This window comes from Pseudomonas sp. ZY71, assembly GCF_036542145.1.
GTDB classification, from domain to species: domain Bacteria; phylum Pseudomonadota; class Gammaproteobacteria; order Pseudomonadales; family Pseudomonadaceae; genus Aquipseudomonas; species Aquipseudomonas koreensis_A.
In genome coordinates this window covers 4602667-4628394 of record NZ_CP144274.1, presented here as the reverse complement: position 1 = coordinate 4628394, position 25728 = coordinate 4602667, and the positions used below count along the sequence as shown (strand labels likewise).

General features: G+C 58.8%; 21 protein-coding genes. 14 read left to right on the top strand and 7 right to left on the bottom strand.

Translation table 11 applies throughout. The features are described 5' to 3' along the window. Window positions 1-320: 320 nt before the first annotated feature. On the bottom strand, window positions 321-3062 hold the full coding sequence (acnA, locus tag VY732_RS20430; protein WP_331691614.1) for an aconitate hydratase AcnA: 2742 nt from the start codon (window positions 3060-3062) through the stop codon (window positions 321-323). A gap of 222 nt (window positions 3063-3284) precedes the next feature. Between acnA and rlmM the strand changes: the two genes are divergently transcribed. After that, window positions 3285-4358, top strand: coding sequence for a 23S rRNA (cytidine(2498)-2'-O)-methyltransferase RlmM (gene rlmM, locus VY732_RS20425; RefSeq protein WP_137218655.1), 1074 nt, complete (start codon window positions 3285-3287; stop codon window positions 4356-4358). A gap of 182 nt (window positions 4359-4540) precedes the next feature. Next, on the top strand, window positions 4541-4792 hold the full coding sequence (gene tusA / locus VY732_RS20420) for a sulfurtransferase TusA (protein ID WP_007910424.1): 252 nt from the start codon (window positions 4541-4543) through the stop codon (window positions 4790-4792). Between the two features lie 136 nt (window positions 4793-4928). Here the strand turns inward: tusA and VY732_RS20415 are convergent, their stop codons facing one another. Next, window positions 4929-6338, bottom strand: a complete 1410-nt coding sequence (locus VY732_RS20415) for an MATE family efflux transporter (RefSeq protein ID WP_127929161.1) — start codon at window positions 6336-6338, stop codon at window positions 4929-4931. A gap of 159 nt (window positions 6339-6497) precedes the next feature. Between VY732_RS20415 and pdxB the strand changes: the two genes are divergently transcribed. Further along, window positions 6498-7640, top strand: coding sequence for a 4-phosphoerythronate dehydrogenase PdxB (pdxB, locus tag VY732_RS20410; RefSeq protein ID WP_212621399.1), 1143 nt, complete (start codon window positions 6498-6500; stop codon window positions 7638-7640). Between the two features lie 167 nt (window positions 7641-7807). Here the strand turns inward: pdxB and VY732_RS20405 are convergent, their stop codons facing one another. Beyond that, complete coding sequence (locus tag VY732_RS20405) at window positions 7808-7987, bottom strand: PA1571 family protein (protein WP_038369402.1); 180 nt, start codon at window positions 7985-7987, stop codon at window positions 7808-7810. Window positions 7988-8241: 254 nt separating this feature from the next. On the opposite strand from VY732_RS20405, the gene VY732_RS20400 reads away from it, so the two are divergent. Next, window positions 8242-10026, top strand: a complete 1785-nt coding sequence (locus VY732_RS20400) for an ABC transporter transmembrane domain-containing protein (protein WP_331691613.1) — start codon at window positions 8242-8244, stop codon at window positions 10024-10026. Then, window positions 10026-10328, top strand: a complete 303-nt coding sequence (locus VY732_RS20395; protein WP_331470857.1) for a Fic family protein — start codon at window positions 10026-10028, stop codon at window positions 10326-10328. Before VY732_RS20400 ends, VY732_RS20395 begins: the two co-directional genes overlap by 1 nt. Window positions 10329-10408: 80 nt before the next feature. Here the strand turns inward: VY732_RS20395 and VY732_RS20390 are convergent, their stop codons facing one another. Then, window positions 10409-12337, bottom strand: a complete 1929-nt coding sequence (locus VY732_RS20390; protein ID WP_331691612.1) for a transglycosylase SLT domain-containing protein — start codon at window positions 12335-12337, stop codon at window positions 10409-10411. A 214-nt stretch (window positions 12338-12551) separates the two neighbouring features. Here VY732_RS20390 and VY732_RS20385 point away from each other — a divergent pair, with 214 nt between their 5' ends. Continuing rightward, the gene (locus VY732_RS20385; protein WP_077573840.1) at window positions 12552-14474 is read left to right on the top strand and encodes an ATP-binding cassette domain-containing protein; all 1923 of its coding nucleotides are present in this window, start codon (window positions 12552-12554) and stop codon (window positions 14472-14474) included. A gap of 174 nt (window positions 14475-14648) precedes the next feature. On the opposite strand, the gene VY732_RS20380 is transcribed toward VY732_RS20385, so the two are convergent. Further along, window positions 14649-15086: a universal stress protein gene (locus tag VY732_RS20380; RefSeq protein WP_077573839.1), complete on the bottom strand. Its 438-nt coding sequence runs from the start codon at window positions 15084-15086 to the stop codon at window positions 14649-14651. A gap of 103 nt (window positions 15087-15189) precedes the next feature. On the opposite strand from VY732_RS20380, the gene VY732_RS20375 reads away from it, so the two are divergent. The 7 genes from VY732_RS20375 (at window position 15190) to VY732_RS20345 (ending at window position 23588) form a co-directional block, all read left to right on the top strand. Beyond that, complete coding sequence (locus tag VY732_RS20375; RefSeq protein ID WP_077573838.1) at window positions 15190-15627, top strand: hypothetical protein; 438 nt, start codon at window positions 15190-15192, stop codon at window positions 15625-15627. Window positions 15628-16144: 517 nt separating this feature from the next. Further along, on the top strand, window positions 16145-18292 hold the full coding sequence (gene fadB, locus VY732_RS20370; protein ID WP_034156439.1) for a fatty acid oxidation complex subunit alpha FadB: 2148 nt from the start codon (window positions 16145-16147) through the stop codon (window positions 18290-18292). Window positions 18293-18324: 32 nt separating this feature from the next. Next, the gene (fadA, locus tag VY732_RS20365; protein WP_007910465.1) at window positions 18325-19500 is read left to right on the top strand and encodes an acetyl-CoA C-acyltransferase FadA; all 1176 of its coding nucleotides are present in this window, start codon (window positions 18325-18327) and stop codon (window positions 19498-19500) included. Between the two features lie 98 nt (window positions 19501-19598). Then, window positions 19599-19835, top strand: a complete 237-nt coding sequence (locus VY732_RS20360; protein ID WP_007910467.1) for a DUF1653 domain-containing protein — start codon at window positions 19599-19601, stop codon at window positions 19833-19835. A gap of 114 nt (window positions 19836-19949) precedes the next feature. Then, on the top strand, window positions 19950-22580 hold the full coding sequence (topA, locus tag VY732_RS20355) for a type I DNA topoisomerase (RefSeq protein WP_077573837.1): 2631 nt from the start codon (window positions 19950-19952) through the stop codon (window positions 22578-22580). 143 nt (window positions 22581-22723) lie between these two features. Continuing rightward, a complete protein-coding gene (locus tag VY732_RS20350; protein ID WP_007910470.1) occupies window positions 22724-23248 on the top strand; it encodes a DUF6586 family protein in 525 nt (174 codons plus the stop codon). Window positions 23249-23354: 106 nt separating this feature from the next. Then, window positions 23355-23588 carry a hypothetical protein gene (locus VY732_RS20345; protein WP_003226592.1) on the top strand — a complete coding sequence of 78 codons (234 nt, stop codon included), beginning with the start codon at window positions 23355-23357 and terminating at the stop codon, window positions 23586-23588. 94 nt (window positions 23589-23682) lie between these two features. Here VY732_RS20345 and sulA read toward each other — a convergent pair whose 3' ends face one another. Together sulA and lexA are read right to left on the bottom strand one after the other, a co-directional pair. Next, a complete protein-coding gene (sulA, locus tag VY732_RS20340) occupies window positions 23683-24156 on the bottom strand; it encodes an SOS-induced cell division inhibitor SulA (protein ID WP_016986749.1) in 474 nt (157 codons plus the stop codon). A gap of 10 nt (window positions 24157-24166) precedes the next feature. Beyond that, a complete protein-coding gene (gene lexA, locus VY732_RS20335) occupies window positions 24167-24775 on the bottom strand; it encodes a transcriptional repressor LexA (protein WP_003226590.1) in 609 nt (202 codons plus the stop codon). 229 nt (window positions 24776-25004) lie between these two features. On the opposite strand from lexA, the gene VY732_RS20330 reads away from it, so the two are divergent. Beyond that, entirely contained in the window at window positions 25005-25712 is a 708-nt protein-coding gene (locus VY732_RS20330) for a TetR/AcrR family transcriptional regulator (RefSeq protein WP_007910473.1), read from the top strand. Window positions 25713-25728: the final 16 nt, after the last annotated feature.

Below are 25728 nucleotides of genomic sequence, written 5' to 3'. Positions count from 1 at the left end.
GCTATGGCGAATGTCTTACACGCGCTGGTAGCTTTTACGACTATTGCTGATTGGATCCACTGCGTAATCTACACACATCAACTGAGACACAGGGAGTGTTTCAGGATCACGGATGATCGACCATTTGCAAGGATCGCTGCCGACAGGGAGTCGATAATGGTCTTGGGAAAAACCCGCTTCGGCGGGTTTTTTTTCGTCCATGGAAAAGTGTACCCCTTTGTAGGAGCTGCCGCAGGCTGCGATCTTTTGATCTGGTTTTAAAGATCAAGATCAAAGGATCGCAGCCTGCGGCAGCTCCTACATCGGTTATGCGTGATTCGTCATGAGGCGATCAACTGGCGCAGGACGTAATGCAGAATCCCGCCCGATTTGAAGTATTCCACTTCATTCAACGTATCGATCCGGCACAACACTTCGATTTTCTCCTGCTTGCCATCCTCACGGGTAATCACCAACGGCAAGTTCATTCGCGGTGTCAGCTCGACGCCGGTGAGACCCTGGATTTCAAAGGTCTCCTTGCCGGTCAGGTTGAGGCTCTTGCGGTTCTGATCAAGCTTGAACTGCAGCGGCAACACGCCCATGCCCACCAGATTGGAGCGGTGGATCCGCTCGAAGCTTTCCGCGATCACCGCTTTCACGCCCAGCAGATTGGTGCCCTTGGCCGCCCAGTCACGGCTGGAACCGGTGCCGTATTCTTGCCCGGCAATCACCACCAGCGGCGTGCCCGAAGCCTGGTACTTCATCGCCGCGTCGTAGATCGCCAGTTTCTCGCCGGTTGGAATGTAGATCGTGTTGCCACCTTCTTCACCGCCGAGCATTTCATTGCGAATACGGATATTGGCGAAGGTGCCGCGCATCATCACTTCATGATTGCCGCGACGTGAGCCGTAAGAGTTGAAGTCCCGTGGTTCCACGCCTTTTTCGCGCAGATAACGTCCGGCTGGGCTGTCGGCCTTGATGTTGCCGGCGGGGGAGATGTGGTCGGTGGTTACCGAGTCGCCGAGCAAGGCCAGCACCCGTGCAGCTTTGACGTCTTTGATTTCCGGCAGCGGCCCGGAAATATCATCAAAAAACGGTGGATGCTGGATGTAGGTCGAATCGTCCTGCCACACGTAAGTCGCCGCTTGCGGCACCTCGATGGCCTGCCATTGTTCATCACCGGCAAACACTTCGGCGTATTCCTTGTGGAACATTGCCGTGCTGACCTGATTCACTGCATCGGCGATCTCTTTGCTGCTTGGCCAGATATCGCGCAGATACACCGGATTACCTTGCTGATCTTCGCCCAGCGGTTCGCTGCTGATGTCGCTGCGCACGCTACCGGCCAAGGCATAGGCGACCACCAGCGGCGGTGAGGCCAGCCAGTTGGTTTTCACCAGCGGGTGCACGCGGCCTTCAAAGTTGCGGTTACCGGAGAGCACGGATGCCACGGTGAGATCGGCTTTCTGGATGGCTTTCTCGATCGGTTCCGGCAGCGGCCCGGAATTGCCGATGCAGGTGGTGCAGCCATAACCGACCAGGGAAAAGCCGAGCTGGTCGAGATATTGCGTCAGCCCCGCTGCCTTGTAGTAGTCGGTAACCACTTTTGAACCCGGTGCCAGCGAACTCTTCACCCACGGTTTGCGGGTCAGTCCTTTCTCCACGGCTTTCTTCGCCAACAACCCGGCGGCCATCATCACGCTCGGGTTGGAGGTGTTGGTGCAGGAGGTAATCGCGGCGATGACGACCGCACCGTTTTTCAGACGATAGGTGTGGCCTTCGTATTCGTAATCGGTTTCCCCGACCAGATCGGCGTTGCCCACCGCGACACCACCACCGCCCTCACTCTCCAGACGTCCTTCTTCTTTGCTGGTGGGTTTGAATTGCAGATCGATGAAGTCGCTGAAGGCTTGCGGCACGTTTGGCAGCGAGACGCGATCCTGTGGACGTTTCGGTCCCGCCAGACTCGCTTCGACGCTACCCATGTCCAGCGCCAGGCTATCGGTGAATACCGGTTCCTGACCGGGCAGACGCCACAAGCCCTGAGCCTTGGTGTAGGCCTCGACCAGTTTCACCACTTGCGGCGGCCGCCCGGACAGGCGGAGATATTCCAAAGTCACGTCATCAACCGGGAAGAAGCCGCATGTCGCGCCGTATTCCGGGGCCATGTTGGCGATGGTCGCGCGGTCGGCGAGCGGCAGATCAGCGAGGCCGTCACCGTAGAATTCGACGAACTTGCCCACTACGCCTTTCTTGCGCAGCATCTGCGTCACCGTCAGGACCAGGTCGGTGGCCGTGATGCCTTCCTTGAGCTTGCCGGTCAGTTTGAAACCGATCACTTCCGGAATCAGCATCGACACCGGTTGCCCGAGCATCGCCGCTTCCGCTTCGATCCCGCCGACGCCCCAGCCGAGTACGCCGAGGCCGTTGATCATGGTGGTGTGCGAGTCGGTGCCGACCAGCGTGTCGGGGAACGCATAGGTGCGGCCGTCTTCATCCTTGGTCCACACGGTGCGGCCGAGGTATTCGAGGTTGACCTGATGGCAGATGCCGGTGCCCGGCGGCACCACGCTGAAGTTGTCGAAGGCGCTTTGGCCCCAACGCAGGAAGGCATAACGTTCGCCGTTGCGCTGCATTTCGATGTCGACGTTCTGCTCGAAAGCGCTGGGCGTGGCGAATTTGTCGACCATCACCGAGTGGTCGATCACCAGGTCCACCGGCGATAACGGATTGATTCGCTGCGGATCGCCGCCGGCCTTGGCCATCGCCGCACGCATGGCGGCAAGGTCGACCACGGCGGGCACGCCGGTAAAATCCTGCATCAGGACGCGGGCAGGCCGGTACTGGATTTCGCGGTCGGAGCGACGCTCCTTGAGCCACGCGGCGATCGCCTTGAGGTCGGCGCCGGTGACAGTTTTTTCATCTTCCCAGCGCAGCAGGTTTTCCAGCAGGACTTTCAGTGACATCGGTAACTTGTCGAGGTCGCCCAGGCTTTTGGCGGCATCCGGCAGGCTGAAATAGTGGTAGGTCTTGTCGTCGATTTGCAGTGTTTTAAGGGTCTTCAGACTATCGAGGGACGGCATTACGATCACTCCTTTGAATCCGCACGGCTACGGATTGAGGGGACGGGCAGAGCTATCAACGTAGCCCTGTTTTCATTAGCTGGCTAATAACTGGACTCTATGGGTAAGTCCAAGGTTCCGACATCGGCTATCATGCGCCGGTTTTCGTGACAGGCTTTGCTGCAACGCAAGGCCTGAGCATCGCGCAGGGGCCGAATCACCGCCCTCTGCCCAGGAGTAAGAATGAACACCCTATTCATGCATTGCCGGCCAGGCTTCGAAGGCGAAGTCTGTTCGGAGATTTCCGACCTCGCCGCGCAACTCAATGTGGCCGGCTACGCCAAGGCCAAAGCGGCCACCGCGTGCGCCGAGTTTGTCTGCACCGAAGAAGATGGCGCCGAGCGCCTGATGCGCGGTCAGCGTTTCGCCGAACTGATCTTCCCGCGCCAATGGGCGCGCGGGGTTTTCATTGATCTGCCGGAAACCGATCGCATCAGCGTGATCCTCGCGCACATGGCCGAATTCCCGGTGTGCGGCAGTCTCTGGCTGGAAGTCGTCGATACCAATGACGGCAAAGAACTGTCGAACTTCTGCAAGAAATTCGAGGGCCCGCTGCGCAAGGCGCTGACCGGCGCCGGCAAACTGGTGGAGGACGCCAGCAAGCCGCGTCTGCTGCTGACCTTCAAGAGCGGTCGTGAAGTGTTTCTGGGTATGGCCGATGCCGGTAACTCGGCGATGTGGCCGATGGGCATTCCGCGCCTGAAGTTTCCGCGTGAGGCACCGAGCCGTTCGACGCTGAAGCTGGAAGAGGCGTGGCACCACTTCATTCCGCGTGATCAGTGGGAAGATCGTCTGCACAGCGACATGACTGGCGTTGATCTTGGCGCCGCACCGGGCGGCTGGACCTGGCAACTGGTCAACCGCGGCATGCTGGTGACCGCCATCGACAACGGCCCGATGGCCGAAAGCCTGATGGACACCGGCCTGGTGCAGCATTTGATGGCCGACGGTTTTACCTTCAAACCCAAGCAACCGGTGGACTGGATGGTCTGCGACATCGTCGAGAAACCGGCACGTAACGCCGCGATGCTCGAAGAGTGGATCGGCGAAGGGCATTGCCGCGAGGCGGTGGTCAACCTGAAGTTGCCGATGAAACAACGTTACGCCGAAGTGAAGCGCTTGCTCGAGCGCATTGCCGATGGCTTCAAGGCACGCGGGATCAAGGTCGATATCGGCTGCAAACAGCTGTATCACGATCGCGAAGAAGTGACCTGCCATTTGCGCCGGCATGACATCAAGAAACCAAAATCCCGCTGACACACCGCAAAACCCTGTGGGAGAGAGCCTGCTCGCGAAAGCGCAATCCGATCCAGCAATGATGTTGGCTGATACGACGCCTTCGCGAGCAGGCTCGCTCCCACAGGGTGTGTGGTGTAACGCCACAGATGACCGAACACCCGGCAATGCGCGACAATGCCGGCCAGTTTCAGGAGTGAATCATGAGTGAAATGATCGATACCCCGGTCGACGGCACCCTCGACGCCACCGGCCTCAATTGCCCGGAACCGGTGATGATGCTGCACCAGCACATCCGTGACCTGGTACCCGGCGGCCTGCTCAAGGTGATTGCCACCGATCCATCGACCAAACGCGATATCCCCAAATTCTGCGTGTTTCTCGACCATGAACTGGTGAGCCAGCACGAAGAGGCCGGTACTTACCTGTACTGGATCCGCAAGAAACACGCCTGAATCCCAAGCGAACGCAAAACCAAATGTGGGAGCGAGCTTGCTCGCGAAAGCGGAGTGTCAGTCACTGTAAATGTCGACTGAATCACCGCATTCGCGAGCAAGCTCGCTCCCACTTTTTTTGTCCTGTGTTAATGGCTTAGCCTGCGCTACGACTGATCCGAATCCGCTTGCGCGCACTGCGCGTCAGGCGAATCGACAGCATCAACGCTGCGCAGCTCAGGCCAACGATCAGACCCTGCCACAAACCGCTCGGGCCGCGTGGCTCGCCGAGCCAGTCGGTCAGGCCGAGGGCGTAACCCACCGGCAAACCAATCCCCCAATAGGCGAACAGGGTCAGGATCATCGTCACCCGAGTGTCCTGATAACCACGCAGCGCGCCGGCAGCGGTGACCTGAATGGCGTCGGAAAACTGGAACAGCGCCGAGTACACAATCAGCATCGCCGCGATGTGAATCACCGTCGGGTCAGCGGTGTAGATCGCCGCAATCGGCTCGCGCAGTAACAGCATCATGCTCGCCGACAGGCAGGCGTAAGCCAGCGCGGTACCCATGCCGACACCAGCGGCAAAACGCGCCTCTCGCGGTTCTTCACGACCGAGTGCCTGACCGACACGCACGGTAACGGCCATGCCCAGCGAGTAGGGAATCATGAACACCAGCGAGCTGACGTTCAGTGCAATCTGATGCCCGGCCACCACCGTGGCGCCGAGGCTGCCGATCAGCAGCGCGATCACGGCAAAAATGCTCGACTCGGCAAACACCGCGATGCCGATCGGCAGACCAATCGCCAGCAGACGCTTGATCACCGCCCATTGCGGCCAGTCGAAACGGCTGAAAATCTCGCTCGAACGATAGGCCGGGGCCCAGCGCTCATAACCGGCCAGACCCAGCGCCATCACCCACATAACGATCGCCGTGGCCCAACCGCAGCCGACGCCGCCCATCGCCGGCACACCGAAGTGGCCATAGATGAAGACGTAGTTCAGCGGAATATTCAGCGCCAGACCACACAGGCCCAGCACCATCGCCGGACGCGTGCGACCGATGCCGTCACTGGTGCAGCGCAGCACGTGATAGAACGCCACCGCCGGCAGGCCGCTGGCGATGCCATGCAGATATTGCATGCACGGGCCGATCAGCTCGGGATCGACCTTCATCAGGTGCAGCACCGGCTCGGCGGCGACCAGCATCGCCGTCGCAATCAGCCCTACCACCAGCGCCAGCCACAACGCTTGACGCACGAGCGGGCCGATTTCGCTGTGAGTGCCAGCGCCAAAACGCTGGGCGACTTTCGGCGTGGTCGCCAGCAGGGTGCCGGTCATCAGCAGAAACACCGGCACCCAGATCGAGTTGCCCAGCGCCACCGCCGCCAGATCCTTTGGCCCGACGCGGCCAGCCATCACCGCATCGACGAAGCCCATGGCCGTGGTCGCCAATTGCGCGATGATGATCGGCAGCGCGAGGGCCAGCAGGTTCTTGAACTCCAGGCGAATCCGCGCGGGGCGGGTCAGGGAAACAGCGACAGGTTGATCAGTTACAGAATTCACAGGCAAAGCGTCCACAGGTGTTGATGCGCAAGGCGCCGCATTCTACGCCGCTGACGTTACAGTCAGGAAAAATCCTCTGTTGCGGATTTGTAAGCGCAAAGCCCGCTGGCCCGGCAACCGATCTGCACCTAAACTGCCGATCCGCCTAAGGAGCCCGCCATGCTGATTGTTGCCGACGAAAATATCCCGCTGCTCGATGCCTTTTTTGCCGGTTTCGGCGAGATCCGCCGGGTACCGGGCCGTTCCATCGACCGCGCGACGGTCGAGCAGGCCGACGTGTTGCTCGTGCGCTCGGTGACCAACGTCAATCGTGCGTTGCTCGAGGGCAGCAAGGTGCGCTTTGTCGGCACCTGCACCATTGGCACTGATCATCTGGATCTCGAGTACTTCAATGAGGCCGGCATTACCTGGTCCAGTGCGCCCGGCTGCAACGCCCGCGGCGTGGTTGATTACGTGCTGGGCAGTCTGATGACGCTTGCCGAAATAGAAGGTCTCGATCTCACTCAACGGACCTACGGTGTCGTTGGTGCCGGCGAGGTAGGCGGGCGCCTGATCAAGGTCCTGAAGGGCCTGGGCTGGAACGTCAAAGTCTGCGATCCGCCGCGTCAGGCTGCCGAGGGCGGTGAGTACGTCAGCCTCGAGCAAATCATTGAGCAGTGCGACGTGATCAGTCTGCACACGCCGTTGACCCGCAGCGGCGGCGGGGCCACTTGGCATCTGTTCGATCAGCAGCGTTTGCAGCAACTCAAACCCGGCGCTTGGTTGATCAACGCAGCGCGTGGTCCGGTTGTGGATAACGCCGCGTTGCGCAAAGTGCTGTTGGAACGTGAAGACCTGCAAGCCGTTCTCGACGTCTGGGAAGCCGAGCCTGAGGTTGACACGGCGCTGGCCGAACTCTGCGTATTGGCCACGCCGCACATCGCCGGTTACAGCCTCGACGGCAAACAGCGCGGAACGGCGCAGATTTATCAGGCGTATTGCGCATTCAGCGGCCAACCGGCAGTTATCCAACTCAGTGATCTGTTGCCGGCACCGTGGTTGTCTGAAGTGACCCTGCATGCTGACAGCGATCCGGCCTGGGCGCTGGCGATGTTGTGCCGTGGGGTGTACGACCCGCGCCGCGATGACGCGGATTTTCGCCGCAGCCTCGTAGGCAATGTCGGTGAGCAGCGGGCGGCGTTCGACATGTTGCGCAAGCAATATCCGGTGCGACGCGAGATTGAAGGGCTGAAGGTGCGGATTGAAGGGGAGTCGCTGGCGTTGGCGAGAATTGTGGCGGCGCTGGGGGCGGTGGCCGTCTAGATACCGGGTCGGCCCTTTCGCGAGCAGGCTCGCTCCCACAGGAGATCTTCAGCGAATAAAGGTCCATGTGGGAGCGAGCCTGCTCGCGAAGGCCGCGCCACAAATACCTGATCTGCAGACAGAAAAAACCCGGTCAAAAGGACCGGGTCATGAAGACGGTGGCTATATCACTCTTGTTCGGCAGGCTTGACCAATCGCTTCTCCAGTTCGCTGCACGCTTGCTGGATCATTTCTTCAGTGATCGGTACTTCACGCCCATCCTTATCCAGTATCGAGCAACCCAGAGATTGGCCGGGCTTGGTGCGGATCACTTCAATTTTGTCTTCGCTGCTGTGTTGCAAGGACATGGCCTGTCTCCTCATCAGGTTGTGTGCCTAGGGTAAAACCGCCACGTGACCGGGCTGTGACAATTCCCTGCGGTCTGTCAGTGGGGCATCTCCACTCAAACAGAAACGACCGCTCGTCTCAACCGGGACTTTAGACCAATAGTAACTATGGCCTAGTCTTTGGGGGCATATTTAACCTGACTCATTGTGATTTACAGAGTTCCGCTCCAAGAAGGTTTAGGCTAGCCCTTTCACCAACACGGATGTGTACCTGAATGACCCCGAAGCTTTCTTCACGACACCGTCGGGCCCTGCGTCTGACCACTCGATTTCTGGCCCCTTACCGCTGGCAAGTCATCGCTGCGCTGCTGGCATTGATCGTCACCGCCGCCGTTACGTTGTCGATGGGGCAGGGCATCAAACTGTTGGTCGACCGCGGCTTCATGACTCAGTCGCCGCATCAGCTCAATCAGAGCATTGGCATCTTCATGTTGATGGTGCTGGGCCTGGCGGTCGGCACGTTCGCGCGGTTCTACTGGGTATCGTGGATCGGCGAGCGCTGCGTGGCCGATATTCGTCGTGAAGTGTTCAACCATCTGGTCTATCTGCATCCGGGCTTTTACGAGAACAACCGCAGTTCGGAGATCCAGTCGCGACTGACCGCCGACACGACGCTGTTGCAATCGGTGATCGGCTCGTCGCTGTCGATGTTCCTGCGCAACCTATTGATGGTGATCGGCGGTGTCATTCTGTTGTTCGTGACCAATGCGAAACTCACCAGCATCGTGGTAATTGCCTTGCCGTTCGTGGTGGCACCGATTCTGATTTTCGGCAGGCGCGTACGCAATCTGTCGCGGTTGAGCCAGGACCGGGTCGCCGATATCGGCAGCTATGTTTCCGAGACTCTCGGCCAGATCAAAACCGTGCAGGCCTACAACCATCAGGTGCAGGATGAGCGCCGTTTTGCGACAACCGTCGAGGACGCGTTCGATACGGCGCGCAAACGCATCTTTCAGCGTTCATGGATGATCACCATGGTGATCGTGCTGGTGCTCGGCGCGGTGGCGGTGATGTTGTGGGTCGGTGGCATGGACGTGATCGCCGGGCGCATCACTGGAGGTGAACTGGCGGCGTTTGTCTTTTACAGTCTGATCGTCGGCAGTGCGATCGGCACCTTGAGTGAGGTGATCGGTGAGCTGCAACGCGCGGCGGGTGCCGCCGAACGAATCGCTGAGCTGTTGGGTTCGGAAAATATCATTCAACCGCCCACCACCGGGCTGGTAACCCTGCCGCAGCGCGTGCGGGGTGAATTGCAATTGCAGGAAGTACGTTTTTCCTATCCGTCGCGTCCTGAAAGCTATGCCGTCAACGGCTTGAACCTGACCATCCGGGCCGGTGAGACGCTGGCGCTGGTGGGTCCATCCGGCGCCGGCAAGTCCACGGTGTACGATTTGCTATTGCGCTTTTATGACCCCGTGGAAGGGCGGATCATGATTGATGGTGTGCCGCTGACCAGCCTTGATCCGCTGGACCTGCGCCGTCACTTCGCCTTGGTCTCGCAGTCGCCGGCGCTGTTTTTCGGCAGCGTTGAAGAAAATATTCGTTACGGCAATCCGGGGGCGACGCTGGAGCAAGTCAAGGACGCGGCAAAAATTGCTCACGCCCACGACTTCATCGAGAAAATGCCCAACGGTTATCAGACCCATCTCGGCGATGGTGGCCTCGGCCTGTCCGGTGGTCAGCGTCAGCGTCTGGCGATCGCCCGGGCATTGCTGGTCGACGCACCGATCCTGCTGCTGGACGAAGCCACCAGTGCCCTCGATGCGCAGAGCGAACACCTGATTCAGGAAGCGCTGCCGAGCCTGATGCAGAACCGCACCACGCTGGTGATCGCGCATCGACTGGCCACTGTGAAAAACGCTGACCGGATTGCAGTGATGGATCAGGGCAAACTTGTCGCCATTGGTACTCATCAGGAACTGATTGCCAGCAATCCGCTGTATGCGCGGTTGGCGGCGTTGCAGTTCAATGATGGAAAAGTAACGGTTGATCAAGTCTGATGGACACTGCTCGTATCGGGCATTATGGCGCTAATGAGTCAGCAAGCGACCTAGTGACCGACTCAGTAACCGACCTAGTAGCGAGATTATTGTTAACGCTGGGGCCCCGTTCTCTGAGGATCAGTGATCTGATGGCAGAGATGAGCCTGGTCCACAAGGCTACGTTCAGATCCAACTATCTCAAGCCGGCCTTAACCGCTGGAATGATCGAAATGACCGATCCTCAATCACCCAAGAGTCCAACCCAGAAATATCGGCTTACTCAACTTGGCAAAATGATGGTTAAAAAGTTGAAGTGTTAATTTGGCAGCCGACAGCTCAATAAAAAATGCCCGTATCTCGCGATACGGGCATTTTTCGTTATCCGGCATTAAGCGCTGGATTACTGATCATCAAAATACCGCTCATGCCAATCCACCAGCGGCTGTGGCGAGTTGAGCTTCTGGCCGTAGATCACCGAGTACGACAACACGTTCTGCACGTACTGACGGGTTTCATCGAACGGGATGCTTTCCACCCAGACGTCAAAGCTCAGGTGATCAGCGCCGCGTAGCCATTGGCGCACACGGCCGGGGCCGGCGTTGTAGGCGGCGGAGGCGAGGACGCGGTTGCCGTTGAACTGGCTGTGCACCTGGCTCAGGTAAGCGGCGCCGAGCTGGATGTTCTTGTCCGGATCGAGTACCTGCTGCGGCGAGGCCAGCGGGATGCTGAACTTGCGCGCGGTTTCCTTGGCGGTGCCGGGCATCAACTGCATCAGGCCGCTGGCGCCAACGCCGGAGCGGGCGTCGTCCATGAAGGCGCTTTCCTGGCGGGTGATGGCGAACACCCAGCTCGAATGCAGACCACGCACCTTGGCTTCACGCACGAGAGTTTCGCGGTGGGCCATCGGGAAGCGGATATCCAGATCGTCCCAGTACTGCGCCTGGCTGATGGTGCGGATCGCCGGGAAGTACCATTTCAGGTCGTAAGCCAGTTTCGCCTGGGCAACCATTTCATCGCGATTGAAGTGGCGGCTGACGTGATACCACTCGCGACGACCGTCGACGATCTGCCCGCGAGCATGGAACTCCAGCGCGCGGCGCACGCCCGGGGTGTTGCGCACCTTGTTGATCAGCGCCTGACTGAGGACTAGCGGCTTGTTGTTCAGCGAGTACGGCGATTGCGAGCGGTCGGCGGCGAGGAAGCCGTAGAAATCACGTTCCCGCGCGAGGCCTTTGTACAGCGTCTGTGCTTCCGGGTTCTGCGGCTGGGCCAGTTCCAGACTGCGTGCCTGCCAGTAGCGCCAGCGGTTGGTGGTGGCCAGATCCTGCGGCAGACGGCGAGTCAACTGATACGCATCGTCCCAACGGGCCAGACGCAGCAACAGGCGCAGACGCCATTCCGAGACAGTGTTGTCACGCAGTTCCGGGTCGTACTTGGTCATCACATCCAGCGCGCGGCTGTCGAAACGACGAGCGAGAGTCAGGCCGATTTCCCGGGCGATCGCGACTTTTTCATCGCGAGAGAAATGCATGCTGCTGGCGTAACCGTCGAGCAAGGCCATGGCCTTGTCCGGATCCTGGCGCGCCAAACGGCGCAGGCCGAGGCTGACCACGTCGGACATCGGCTCATCGGCCGGGGTGAAACGTGAAGGCTGATTGAGCAGCTCCGGTTTCTGCGCGACATCGACCAGCAAACGACCGCGTGGGGCAAGGGTGGTCAGGCCGTTGACCAGGCTGTTGGCCAGCGGATAGTTGCGGGCCTGAGCGGCGAGTTTGGTGCGCTCCCAGCGTTTCTGCTCGGTGAGCTGGCCGTCGGCAGCCCAGATGCCGAACAGCGCGTCGCACGCAGCGGGTTGCGATTTGCCGGTCAGCCAGAGCTTGTCGGCGTTGGCGTAACCCTCGGCCTTGTGGTTGCTGCTGATCTGGTACTGCGCGTTGAGGCAGTCCAGTTCAGTGAAGTTGAGTTTCGAGTCGTAGTACTTGACGAAGGTCGCCCAGTCGCCTCGGTCGGCGAGCCAGCGCAACCAGCGCAGTTTCATCCAGTTGGCCTGGGGCAGGTCACCGTGTTCGGCGAGGAATTTTTCGATTTCCGCATTGCTCGCGGTCTTCAGACGCGCGGTCAGTTCGTCGTAGGCCAGATACGGCTCCAGCGGGTAATCGGCCAGCGCCTGGCTGTAGCGCAAGTACGGGCCGGTATCGCCCTTGGCCAGCGCGCGCTTGGCTTCATCGTAATACTGGCGTTGGGTGGACAGGTCCACCGCCTGGGCGGATTGAGCGGCAGCGGCGGTAAGTAGCAAACAGGACAAGACACTGAAAAGGCGACTGCGCATGAGACATCCGGGCAGAGAAATCATGACAAGTGCCGACCTCGGTCAGCACTGAATTGTCTGTAGCTTAGCCTTTTGCCAGCAAGCGGCGAAAGCTTTGCGGGCCTCGCAGCACAAGTTCGCAACAAATGTTGTGCAGAGTGCTTCGACAGACAAATTGCCGGCCTGCTGAAGCCCTAACTCAGGTAGAATGCGCGCCCGGTTTTTGGAGAAGCTCATGACCCTGCTCAAATTCAGCGATGTGTCCCTTGCGTTCGGCGCTATGCCGTTGTTGGACAAGGTGTCCTGGCAGATCGCCCGTGGTGAGCGGGTGTGCATCATCGGCCGCAACGGCACTGGCAAGTCCAGCATGATGAAACTGGTCAAGGGCGACCAGAAGCCCGATGAAGGCTCGGTGTGGCGTGCCCCCGGTCTGAAAATCGGCGAATTGCCGCAAGAATTGCCAGTGGCCGACGATCGGACGGTGTTCGACGTGGTCGCTGAAGGCCTGGATGGCGTGGGTGCGTTGCTCGCCGAGTATCATCACCTCGCGCAGAACTGCGTCACTGAGGAAGACCTGAACAAGCTTATGCACGTTCAGCAAGACCTCGAAGCCCGTGATGGCTGGCGTTTGCAGACGCTGGTCGAAAGCACCTTGAGCCGTCTGCAACTGCCGGCCGACAAGACCCTCGCCCAGTTGTCCGGCGGCTGGCGTCGTCGCGTGCTGCTGGCGCAGGCGCTGGTGTCCGAGCCGGATCTGCTGCTGCTCGACGAACCGACCAACCACCTGGACATCGGTGCGATTGCCTGGCTCGAAGAGGCACTGAAAGATTTCCAGGGCGCCGTGCTGTTCATCACGCACGACCGTTCTTTCCTGCAAAACCTCGCCACGCGCATTCTCGAACTGGATCGCGGCGGCCTGATCGACTGGAACGGCGACTACGCCAGTTTCCTCGTGCACAAAGAAGCTGCACTGGCCGCTGAAGAGACCGCCAACGCGCTGTTCGACAAGAAACTGGCCCAGGAAGAAGTCTGGATCCGCCAGGGCATCAAGGCGCGCCGCACCCGTAACGAAGGCCGCGTCCGCGCCCTGAAAGCCCTGCGCGTTGAGCGCAGCGAGCGTCGTGAACGCACTGGCAAGGCCAACATTCAGTTGGACACTGCCGACAAGTCCGGCAAGCAGGTGATGGTCCTCGAGAACGTGAGTTTCGCGCACCCGGGCGGCCCGTTCCTGATCAAGGACTTCTCGATGGTGCTGACGCGCGGCGACCGTATCGGTCTGCTCGGCGCCAACGGTACCGGCAAGACCACTCTGTTGAAACTGATGCTCAGCGGTCTGCAACCGACCAGCGGCAAAGTGGAAGAGGGCACGCGGATCGACGTGGCGTACTTCGACCAGTTGCGCCATCAACTGGATCTGGAAAAGACCGTGATCGATAACGTTGCCGAAGGTCGCGACTTTATCGATATCGACGGCCAGAGCCGTCACGTGCTGAGCTACCTCGGCGATTTCCTGTTCAGCCCGCAGCGTGCCCGCACGCCGGTCAAGGCGCTGTCGGGTGGCGAGCGTGCGCGTCTGTTGCTGGCCAAACTGTTCAGCAAACCGGCGAACCTGCTGGTACTCGACGAACCGACCAACGACCTCGACGTGGAAACCCTCGAGCTGCTCGAAGAAGTGCTGCTGACCTTCAACGGCACCGTGCTGATGGTCAGCCACGACCGGGCATTCCTCGACAACGTGGTCACCAGCACCCTGGTCTTCGAGGGTGAAGGCAAGGTGCGTGAATACGTCGGCGGCTATCAGGACTGGATCCGTCAGGGCGGTTCGCCGCGTCTGTTGGGCGTGACTGAAAGCAAGTCGGGCAAGGCTGACCTGAATTCGGCGGTGGTCACTGCCGAGCCAGCAGTGGCTGCAGCGCCTGCGGCAGCGGCTCCGGCGGCGAAGAAAAAGCTGAGCTACAAACTGCAGCGTGAGCTGGAAGCGTTGCCGGGCGATATCGACGCCAAGGAACAGCAGATCGCCGCAGTGGAGGCCGAGATGGCTGAAGGCGGTTTCTATCAGCGTCCACCGGCTGAAACAGCCAAGGTGATTGCTTCGCTGGAGCAGTTGCAGGCTGAGCTGGATGCGTTGATGGAGCGTTGGGCCGAGCTGGATGCCTGATTGATCCGGATGTGAAAAAGCCCGGCGTTCAGTGATGAACGCCGGGCTTTTCATATGTAAACGCAGTTCCCTTGTAGGAGTGAGCCTGCTCGCGATAGCGGTTTGGCATTCAACGGATTCGTCGACTGTCAGAGCGCTATCGCGAGCAGGCTCACTCCTACATGGAAAGGTGTTTCAGCGTTTGACCAGGTGGACGGCGAGGACGTCGCATGGCGCGCCGTGCAGCACGTCATTCGCGGTCGAGCCGAGCAACAGCGCCAGACCATGTCGGCCATGACTGCCGACCACGATCAGATCGCACGTTTGTTCTTTGGCGAAATGATGGATTTCCTGGCGTGGCTGGCCATAGGTCAGATGGCAGTTGGCGCCCTCAAGCTCTGAGTATTTGGCTTTCAGGCGCTCCAGGCGTTCCTTGGCCTGATCGAACTGCTGTTGTTGCAGTTGTGACAGATCCATCGGCACGTCGCCGCCGAATGCCATGGCCATCGGCTCGACGATATGCACCAGCGAAAGCTTGGCGCCATTGCTTACCGACAGCTCGCGGGCGCGGTGAATCACAGGGTCGCACTCTTCGGTCAGATCTACGGCGACCAGGATGTGGTGGTAGGGCATGAGGTGCTCCTCGTGAGGTTTCAATATTGTTAAGTATGGCTGGTTTCAAGCGCATTGGTTCCAAAGTGACACAATGCGCTCACCGAGAATTGGGAATAGAGATATGACGGTCTGGTTGGTGGTGTCAATCCTGCTGGTGGTTTTAAGTCCGCTGGCGTGGTTGCGCCCATCGCGCGCGCAAAGCGGTCGCATCGCCCTGCGTATGGAGGCACGACGCATCGGTCTGGCCATGCAGTTGGCACCTCAGGAATGGCCACACTGGCTGGCGCAAGAGCCACCAAACCCGTGCGCACAGTATCATCGGCCGCGCCGTGGCAAGTCGCCTGCCTGCTGGACTTACTGGCAGAAAACGCCGGGTATCTGGGTTAATCAGTGGCAGGAAGTCTGCGAAGATCGGGCGCTGCTCAATCATTTCGAAAAGTTGCCGGGCAACGTTTTCAAAGTCGAGGCAGACAAGCAGATGATCGCCTTGTATTGGGGCGAGAAGGGCGACGCCACGGTTTTGCTGGATATCGATGCCACTCTGAAAGCGCTGGCATGACGCGCGGACTTTTCCCACTGCAACGGTGGGGAACGTCCGGCAGACGCGCAATAAAAAGCCCGACATGATTCATCGGGCTGGGGTGGCCAGGCAGGCCGGAAATCTTTTTGATGCTGAGTCAGTCAGCGCATTTCTCTGTCGTCCACCCAGCGTAGCCCTTTAAACAAGGGCTGCCGCGAATTAGGGCGACTTTTCTAACTATTGATTCTATGAATGGCTTCACATGCAGACGCGTGTTGCGGGTCTTCGTCTTACAGAAATGACCGCAAAGTCGCATTTCAACCCGTATTTTGGGCGATTGACAATTGTCGGAAATTCCGTGAAGGTGACGTACCCAAATCAAACGGGCGTATGAATTGAGCGTTTGTCTTACAGACTGCTCCTACAGAATCCCGACTATCGCGTTGGCGGGTGTGCCGGGTGGATTGGCGTTAGCATCGACGAAAAAGCGTCCTGCCGAGCCATTCGCCTGCGTCCGACGTGTACTGTTCAGCTTCCATATCGTGGAGATCAGTTGATGATTTACGAAGGTAAAGCCATCACGGTTAAAGCTCTTGAAAGTGGCATCGTCGAATTGAAATTCGACCTCAAGGGTGAGTCCGTCAACAAGTTCAACCGTCTAACCCTGAACGAACTGCGTCAGGCCGTAGACACCATCAAGGCAGATGCTTCGATCAAGGGCGTGATCGTCAGCAGTGGCAAGGACGTGTTCATCGTCGGCGCCGACATCACCGAATTTGTCGACAACTTCAAGCTGCCGGATGCCGAGCTGGTTGCTGGCAATCTCGAAGCCAACAAGATCTTCAGCGATTTCGAAGACCTCAACGTCCCAACCGTAGTGGCCATCAATGGCATCGCACTGGGCGGCGGTCTGGAAATGTGCCTGGCAGCTGACTATCGCGTCATGTCGACCAAGGCCAAGATCGGTCTGCCGGAAGTCAAACTGGGCATCTACCCAGGCTTCGGCGGCACCGTGCGTCTGCCGCGTCTGATCGGTGTCGACAACGCCATCGAATGGATTGCCTCCGGTAAGGAAAACCGCCCTGAAGACGCGCTGAAAGTCAGCGCTGTCGACGCCGTGGTTGCTCCGGAGAAGCTGCAGGAAGCTGCCCTTGAACTGATCAAGCGCGCCATCTCCGGCGAGTTCGACTTCAAGGCCAAACGTCAGCCGAAACTTGAAAAACTCAAGCTGAACGCCATTGAACAAATGATGGCTTTCGAAACCGCCAAAGGTTTCGTCGCCGGTCAAGCTGGCCCGAACTACCCGGCGCCGGTTGAAGCGATCAAGACCATCCAGAAAGCCGCGAACTTCGGTCGTGACAAGGCGCTGGAAGTCGAAGCTGCAGGTTTCGTCAAACTGGCCAAGACCTCTGCCGCGCAGAGCTTGATCGGTCTGTTCCTGAACGATCAGGAACTGAAGAAAAAGGCCAAGGCCTACGACGAAATCGCCAAAGACGTGAAGCAGGCTGCTGTACTCGGCGCCGGCATCATGGGTGGCGGTATCGCTTATCAGTCGGCCTCCAAAGGTACGCCGATCCTGATGAAGGACATCAATGAGCACGGTATCGAGCAGGGTTTGGCCGAAGCCGCCAAACTGCTGGTTGGCCGCGTTGATAAAGGTCGCATGACCGCTGCGAAAATGGCTGAAGTGCTCAACGCCATTCGTCCGACCCTGTCCTACGGCGACTTCGGTCACGTCGATCTGGTGGTCGAAGCTGTCGTCGAAAACCCGAAGGTCAAGCAAGCCGTGCTGGCTGAAGTCGAAGGTCAGGTCAAAGAGGACACCATCCTCGCGTCCAACACCTCGACCATTTCCATCAGCCTGCTGGCCAAGGCCCTCAAGCGTCCGGAAAACTTCGTCGGCATGCACTTCTTCAACCCGGTGCACATGATGCCGCTGGTGGAAGTGATCCGTGGCGAGAAGTCCAGCGAGCTGGCCGTTGCCACCACCGTTGCCTACGCCAAGAAAATGGGCAAGAACCCGATCGTCGTCAACGACTGCCCGGGCTTCCTGGTCAACCGCGTGCTGTTCCCGTACTTCGGCGGTTTCGCCAAGCTGGTCAGCGCCGGTGTCGACTTCGTCCGTATCGACAAGGTCATGGAAAAATTCGGCTGGCCGATGGGCCCGGCATACCTGATGGACGTGGTCGGCATCGACACCGGTCACCACGGTCGTGACGTCATGGCTGAAGGCTTCCCCGACCGCATGAAGGATGACCGTCGCTCGGCCATCGACGTGCTGTACGAAGCCAAGCGCCTGGGTCAGAAGAACGGCAAGGGCTTCTATGCCTACGAGGCCGACAAGAAAGGCAAGCAGAAGAAAGTTGCCGATCCGTCGGTACTGGAAGTGCTCAAGCCGATCGTTTACGAGCAGCGCGAAGTCACTGACGAAGACATCATCAACTGGATGATGATCCCGCTGTGCCTGGAAACCGTGCGTTGCCTGGAAGACGGCATCGTTGAAACTGCCGCCGAAGCCGACATGGGTCTGGTCTACGGTATCGGTTTCCCTCCATTCCGTGGCGGTGCGCTGCGCTACATCGATTCGATCGGTGTTGCCGAGTTCGTTGCCCTGGCTGACCAGTACGCTGATTTGGGCGCGCTGTACCACCCGACCGCGAAACTGCGTGAAATGGCCAAAACCGGCCAACGGTTCTTCGGTTAAGCGTCCCAACTTTTGAGCGAGAGTGAAATTTTATGAGCTTGAATCCAAGAGACGTCGTGATTGTCGACTTCGGTCGTACTCCGATGGGCCGCTCCAAGGGCGGCATGCACCGCAACACCCGCGCCGAAGACATGTCGGCGCACCTGATCAGCAAATTGCTGGAACGCAACGCCAAGGTCGATCCTGCTGAAGTCGAGGACGTGATCTGGGGCTGCGTCAACCAGACCCTGGAGCAGGGCTGGAACATCGCGCGCATGGCGTCGCTGATGACCCAGATCCCGCACACTTCGGCTGGCCAGACCGTCAGCCGTCTGTGTGGCTCGTCGATGAGTGCGCTGCACACCGCTGCGCAAGCGATCATGACCGGCAACGGTGACGTGTTCGTGGTTGGCGGCGTCGAGCATATGGGCCACGTGAGCATGATGCACGGTGTCGATCCGAACCCGCACATGTCGCTGTACGCGGCGAAAGCCTCGGGCATGATGGGCCTGACCGCGGAAATGCTCGGCAAAATGCACGGCATCACTCGCGAACAGCAGGACGCTTTTGGCGTGCGTTCCCACCAGTTGGCCCACAAGGCCACCGTGGAAGGCAAGTTCAAAGACGAAATCATCCCGATGCAGGGCTACGACGAGAACGGTTTCCTGAAACTGTTCGACTACGACGAAACCATTCGTCCGGAAACCACCCTGGAAAGTCTGGCGGCTCTCAAGCCTGCCTTCAATCCAAAGGGCGGCACCGTGACTGCCGGTACTTCGTCGCAGATCACCGATGGTGCTTCGTGCATGATCGTGATGTCGGCGCAACGTGCACAGGACCTGGGTATCCAGCCAATGGCGGTGATCCGTTCGATGGCAGTGGCGGGTGTGGATCCGGCAATCATGGGCTATGGTCCAGTTCCGGCAACACAAAAAGCCCTGAAGCGTGCGGGCCTTGGCATCAACGATATCGACTTCTTCGAACTCAACGAAGCTTTCGCCGCACAGGCCCTGCCAGTGCTGAAAGATCTGAAAGTGCTCGACAAGATGAACGAGAAGGTTAACCTGCACGGCGGCGCGATCGCCCTGGGTCACCCGTTCGGTTGCTCCGGTGCCCGTATTTCCGGCACCTTGCTGAACGTGATGAAGCAGAATAGCGGCACCTTCGGGGTGGCTACTATGTGCATTGGTCTCGGCCAAGGCATCTCCACCGTCTTCGAACGCGTCTAAGCGTCTCGTTGATGGAAGCCGGGGCCAAGTGCCCCGGTTTTTGTTTTTGTGGATTTATTTTGTTTTTATTTTGAAAAAATTTGAGTGAGGGCCAAACCATGCCGATACAACCTGGGCTCTACCAACATTACAAAGGTCCGCAGTACCGTGTATTCAGTGTTGCGCGGCATTCCGAGACCGAAGAAGAAGTGGTCTTTTACCAAGCCCTGTATGGCGATTACGGCTTTTGGGTACGCCCTCTGAGCATGTTTCTCGAGTCAGTCGAGGTTGACGGCGAGCAGGTGCCACGCTTTGCTTTGGTGCAAGCCGAACCGAGCCTTTTTTCCAAGGCATAAGGCGAGTGCGCGCAGAACCCTGTGCTTGACCTCACCTTGTATCAACTATATATAGCGGTGCCGCGTCAGGCGCCAACCGCCTTTCACTTCTAGAATTCAGGAATTTTCTGATCCATGGGCAAATCGCTGGTCATTGTGGAATCCCCGGCTAAGGCCAAGACCATCAACAAGTATCTGGGTAACCAATACGTGGTGAAGTCGAGTATCGGCCATATCCGAGACCTGCCCACCAGCGGTTCGGCTAGCGCCAGCAAAGAGCCAGCCGCCAAGCGCGGCAAGGCTGCTGCGGGCGAAGGTCCGGTGCTCTCGCCGAAAGAGAAAGCGCGCAAGCAGCTGGTCTCGCGTATGGGTGTCGATCCCGATCATGGCTGGAAAGCCAAGTACGAGATCCTCCCGGGTAAAGAGAAGGTGATCGAAGAGCTGCGCCGGCTCGCCAAAGATGCTGACACCATCTATCTCGCAACCGACTTGGATCGCGAGGGGGAAGCCATTGCCTGGCACCTGCGCGAAGCCATCGGTGGTGACGACAGCCGCTACAAGCGCGTGGTGTTCAACGAAATCACCAAGAAGGCGATTCAGGAAGCCTTCTCGGAACCGGGCGAGCTGGACATCGATCGAGTCAACGCTCAACAGGCGCGTCGTTTCCTCGACCGCGTTGTGGGCTACATGGTTTCGCCGCTGCTGTGGGCAAAGATTGCCCGTGGCCTGTCCGCTGGCCGTGTGCAATCGGTTGCTGTGAAGCTGGTGGTCGAGCGTGAGCGCGAAATTCGTGCGTTCAACCCGGAAGAGTACTGGGAAGTGCATGCCGATCTCGGCACCACCAAAGGCTCGACCGTGCGTTTCGAAGTAGCTCGCGAGAAAGGCGAAGCCTTCAAGCCGCTCAACGAAGCTCAGGCCATGGCCGCGCTGGAGAAGCTCAAGTCTTCCAGCTACAGCATCGTCAAACGCGAAGACAAACCGACCAGCAGCAAGCCTTCGGCGCCATTCATCACGTCGACCCTGCAACAGGCTGCGAGTAACCGCCTGGGCTTCGGCGTGAAGAAAACCATGATGATGGCTCAGCGTCTGTACGAAGCCGGCTACATCACTTATATGCGTACCGACTCGACCAACCTCTCGGCCGATGCCGTGGCAATGGCGCGCACTTACATCGAAGACGAGTTCGGCAAGAAGTACCTGCCGGAAACGCCAAACGTCTACAGCAGCAAAGAAGGCGCGCAAGAGGCTCACGAAGCGATCCGTCCTTCCGACGCCAACACCACGCCGAGCAAGCTCGCAGGCATGGAGCGTGACGCTGAGCGCCTCTACGAGCTGATCTGGCGCCAGTTCCTCGCTTGCCAGATGCTGCCGGCGCAATATCTGTCGACCACCGTCAGCGTCGGCGCTGGCGATTTCGAGCTGCGCGCCAAGGGCCGTATCCTCAAATTCGACGGTTACACCCGCGTCATGCCGCAGATTGCCAAACCCGGCGACGACGACGTTCTGCCTGATATGGCGCAGGGCGATGTGATGAAGCTGATCAAGCTTGATCCATCGCAGCACTTCACCAAGCCACCGGCGCGCTACTCGGAAGCCAGCCTGGTTAAAGAAATGGAAAAACGTGGCATCGGTCGTCCTTCGACTTACGCTGCGATCATTTCGACCATTCAGGATCGCGGTTACGTGACCTTGCACAACCGTCGTTTCTACTCGGAAAAGATGGGCGACATCGTCACCGAGCGTCTGTCGGAAAGTTTCTCGAACCTCATGGACTACGGCTTCACCGCCGGCATGGAAGAGAACCTCGATGACGTGGCGCAGGGCGAACGCGACTGGAAAAGCGTGCTGGACGAGTTTTACGGCGATTTCAAAAAGAAACTCGAAGTAGCCGAAAACCCGGAAAGCGGCATGCGCGCCAACCAGCCGGTCATGACCGACATTCCGTGCACGACCTGTGGTCGTCCGATGCAGATCCGTACTGCGTCGACCGGCGTGTTCCTCGGATGCTCGGGCTACAGTCTGCCGCCGAAAGAACGTTGCAAGGCCACCGTCAACCTGGTGCCGGGCGATGAAATCGCTGCGGACGACGAAGGTGAGTCGGAATCGCTGGTTCTGCGCGGCAAGCATCGCTGCCCGATCTGCAGCACGGCGATGGACGCTTATCTGCTCGATGAGAAGCGCAAGCTGCACATCTGCGGTAACAACCCGGATTGTGCTGGCTACGAAATCGAAGAGGGCAGCTATCGCATCAAGGGCTACGAAGGTCCGAGCCTGGAATGCGACAAGTGCGGCAGCGAGATGCAGCTCAAGACCGGCCGTTTTGGCAAGTTCTTCGGTTGCACCAACCCTGAGTGCAAGAACACCCGCAAGCTGTTGAAAAGCGGTGATGCAGCGCCGCCGAAGATGGATCCGGTGAAGATGCCTGAGCTGAAATGCGAAAAGGTCAACGACACTTACATCCTGCGTGACGGTGCCTCTGGTCTGTTCCTGGCCGCCAGCCAGTTCCCGAAAAACCGTGAGACCCGTGCTCCGCTGGTGATCGAGATTGTGCCGCACAAGGACGAAATCGATCCGAAGTACCACTTCCTCTGCGACGCGCCGAAGAAGGATCCTGATGGTCTGCCAGCGGTCATCCGCTACAGCCGCAAGACCAAGGAGCAATACGTGCAGACCGAAGTCGACGGCAAGCCTACCGGTTGGAAGGCGTACTTCGACGGCGGCAAGTGGACGGTTGAAGACAAGCGTACGAAGCCAAAAGCTGAGTAAGCCTTAGCCTGATACTGAAAGGCCGCATGAGAACCCTTGGGTTTTCAGGCGGCCTTTTTGTTTTGTGCTTGCGGTGGGATTGGCTGATCCACGACACTGTCCGGCCTGTGTGAAGCAATTATTTCGTTGTGGAGAGCGCCGTCATGGCTCACGAACTCTATACCCGTACCAATCAGAAGATCTATTTCGCCGGCCTGTCGCTCGAAGCCTTGGCTCGTGCTGAAGAAGGGCGTGCGATGAATTCTCTGGCGTTGATTCAGGCTGGGCGTGAATCGGCGCTGTTTCACCTGTACGGGGCCTTGCTGGGGCTTTGTCATGAGATCGCGGGTTTCTATCGTCTGCCGCAGGCCAATGCGCCGCGGGCGGAGATGCTGCTGACGCGTGAAGTGCTGGAGTCGATCGCAATTCCCGAACTGGCCGAAATGGTTGAGTTGGCGGGCAATTCTGAAACCTGGTTGGCGAAACTGCTGGCAGCGCATTCGGCGCTGTTTCAACCGCCACGAGTGCCGCACAAGCCGAAGGGTGATGTGACGCAACCGTTGATTCAGGCGATTAATCTGGACGAAGAAGAAGCGCCAGAAGAGTTGAGTCGAGAGGAGCTGGAGAGCTGGCGGCAGAACTTGAAAGGTCTGGCGATACGTTTCCGCGAAGGCTTGAACGAGTGCTGAGGGCGATTGACACGGTGGCAATCTGAAACATGCTGCTGGTCAAGATCCCGAGCGAAGCCTGAATGATGTCTATATAATCCCTGCCTTTCGTGGAGAACAGACCTATATGCCAACGTCCTTTCTAGAAATTGTCGAGTTACCCGACGGCCGAATCGAGCTGCGCAGGGCCGAGGACGAGGGTTCTCTGGTGACGCTGGATTTCTCCGAGGATGCCAAGGCGTTCCTGCAAGGTCAGCATGTGGAGATCGCCAAGGCGATGTTAAGCGTCGGCGTGCAAATGGCCGGGCGCATGGTCGAAGGCGAGTTTGATAAGGAAGAAGGACCGCGGGTTCTTCATTGATCCCCGTCTTTTTACTTTTTGACGTTACCGCTTCAGATCGGCTTCTCTGTCCCTGGAGAAGCCCTGCGCTTCACACAGCGCGTGTAAGCACCAATCAACCCAAACGAATATTCAGGCTCTGAGCATCGCCCGTGCGTGCGGCGTTGATCAGTTGTTGCCGTGAATTTGCGTTCAGCGGGTTGAGCCAAGTGACTACGGTATGACTGCGACCCAGCTTCAGGGCTTCGCATGCCAGTTGCTGAGCGCTTTGAGCGCCTCTTGGTTGCAGCAGCAGAATACGCTCGCGATTCAAACCGGCATCCCGCAGCCATGTTTGGGTCAGGCTCGCAGGAGGCGCTATCAGCGTCAGCCAGCGTGCGTCCTGATCTTCACTGAGTTCGCGAAGGATCGGGGCAAGCAGGTTCAGGCAGTTCCCGGTAGCACCGCGCAGTGACAGCTCGCTGAATACTTCAGGTTCGGCAATCCACGGGCGCTCGACGACCTCTTTGAGGATCGGCGCCATCGGTTGTGCCAGAAACGCTTCGAATAAAGGCAGTTGTGTTTGCTGAGGGGGGTGTGGGAACTGCATAAAGCCTCCTTTAGCGGCGAATGACGCCGACACTCAAGCCTTCGATCACCAGTTCCTGATCTTTCAGGTCGACTTCGATAGGGGCGAACTCAGGGTTTTCGGCAATCAGCCAGACCTTGCTGCCTTCACGCTTGAAGCGCTTGACGGTCACTTCATCGCCAATGCGGGCGACGACAACCTGGCCATTACGCGCTTCGCGGGTGGTGTGCACGGCGAGGAGGTCACCGTCGAAAATGCCGATGTCCTTCATGCTCATGCCGTGCACGCGCAACAGATAGTCGGCGCGCGGATGGAAGAAGGCCGGGTTTATATTGCAGGACTCTTCGATGTGCTGCTGGGCGAGGATCGGCGCGCCGGCAGCGACCCGGCCAATGATCGGCAGGGTAGAGTCGTCGGCCTTGGCTTCGAAGCCGGGAATGCGAATACCGCGCGAAGCCCCTGGGGTCATCTCGATGGCGCCTTTGCGGGCCAGTGCCTTGAGATGTTCTTCTGCCGCGTTCGGCGACTTGAAGCCCAGTTCCTGAGCGATTTCCGCGCGGGTTGGCGGGTAGCCGTTGTCTTCGAGGCAACGTTTGATGAAGGCCAGAATCTCGGCTTGGCGTGGCGTCAGCTTTAGCATATTGATCGCTCTGTCTTTTTATACAGTGACTGGGATTATATACAGTGAAGCGTCCTTGGCAATGCCCGTTTTTTTGCCGGCCGCCAGACGGTCGGCAGCCTTGCTTATTAATGCATCGGTCTTGTGTGGTTAAATAGCTGACCGACCATTCCCAAAACGAACCGGCAGGCTTGACAAGGCACAGGCTGAAACGTATGTTTCAAACAAGTGTTTGTCAGGCGGAGTAGCCATGGCCCAGTCGGAAACCGTTGAACGCATTCTTGATGCTGCCGAGCAGTTGTTCGCGGAGAAAGGTTTCGCTGAAACCTCGTTGCGTTTGATCACCAGCAAGGCTGGCGTCAACCTGGCAGCAGTGAACTATCATTTCGGCTCGAAAAAAGCCCTGATCCAGGCGGTTTTTTCGCGCTTCCTCGGGCCGTTCTGCATCAGTCTCGATAAAGAGCTGGAGCGCCGCCAGGCCAAGCCTGAAAACAAGCCAACTCTTGAAGAGCTTCTGGAAATCCTCGTCGAGCAAGCCCTCGTGGTTCAGCCACGCAGCGGCAACGACTTGTCGATCTTCATGCGTCTGCTCGGCCTCGCGTTCAGCCAGAGCCAGGGCCACTTGCGTCGTTATCTGGAAGACATGTACGGCAAGGTTTTCCGTCGCTACATGTTGCTGGTCAACGAAGCCGCACCACGCATTCCGCCGATCGAGCTGTTCTGGCGCGTGCACTTCATGCTCGGCGCTGCCGCGTTCAGCATGTCCGGTATCAAGGCCCTGCGCGCGATCGCCGAGACCGACTTCGGCGTCAACACTTCCATCGAACAAGTGATGCGTCTGATGGTGCCGTTCCTCGCTGCAGGCATGCGCGCCGAAACCGGCGTCACCGATGCCGCCATGGCCACCGCGCAACTGCGTCCGCGTAGCAAATCAACGCCGGTCGCCGCCAAGGTTTAACCGCACACGGGTGGGC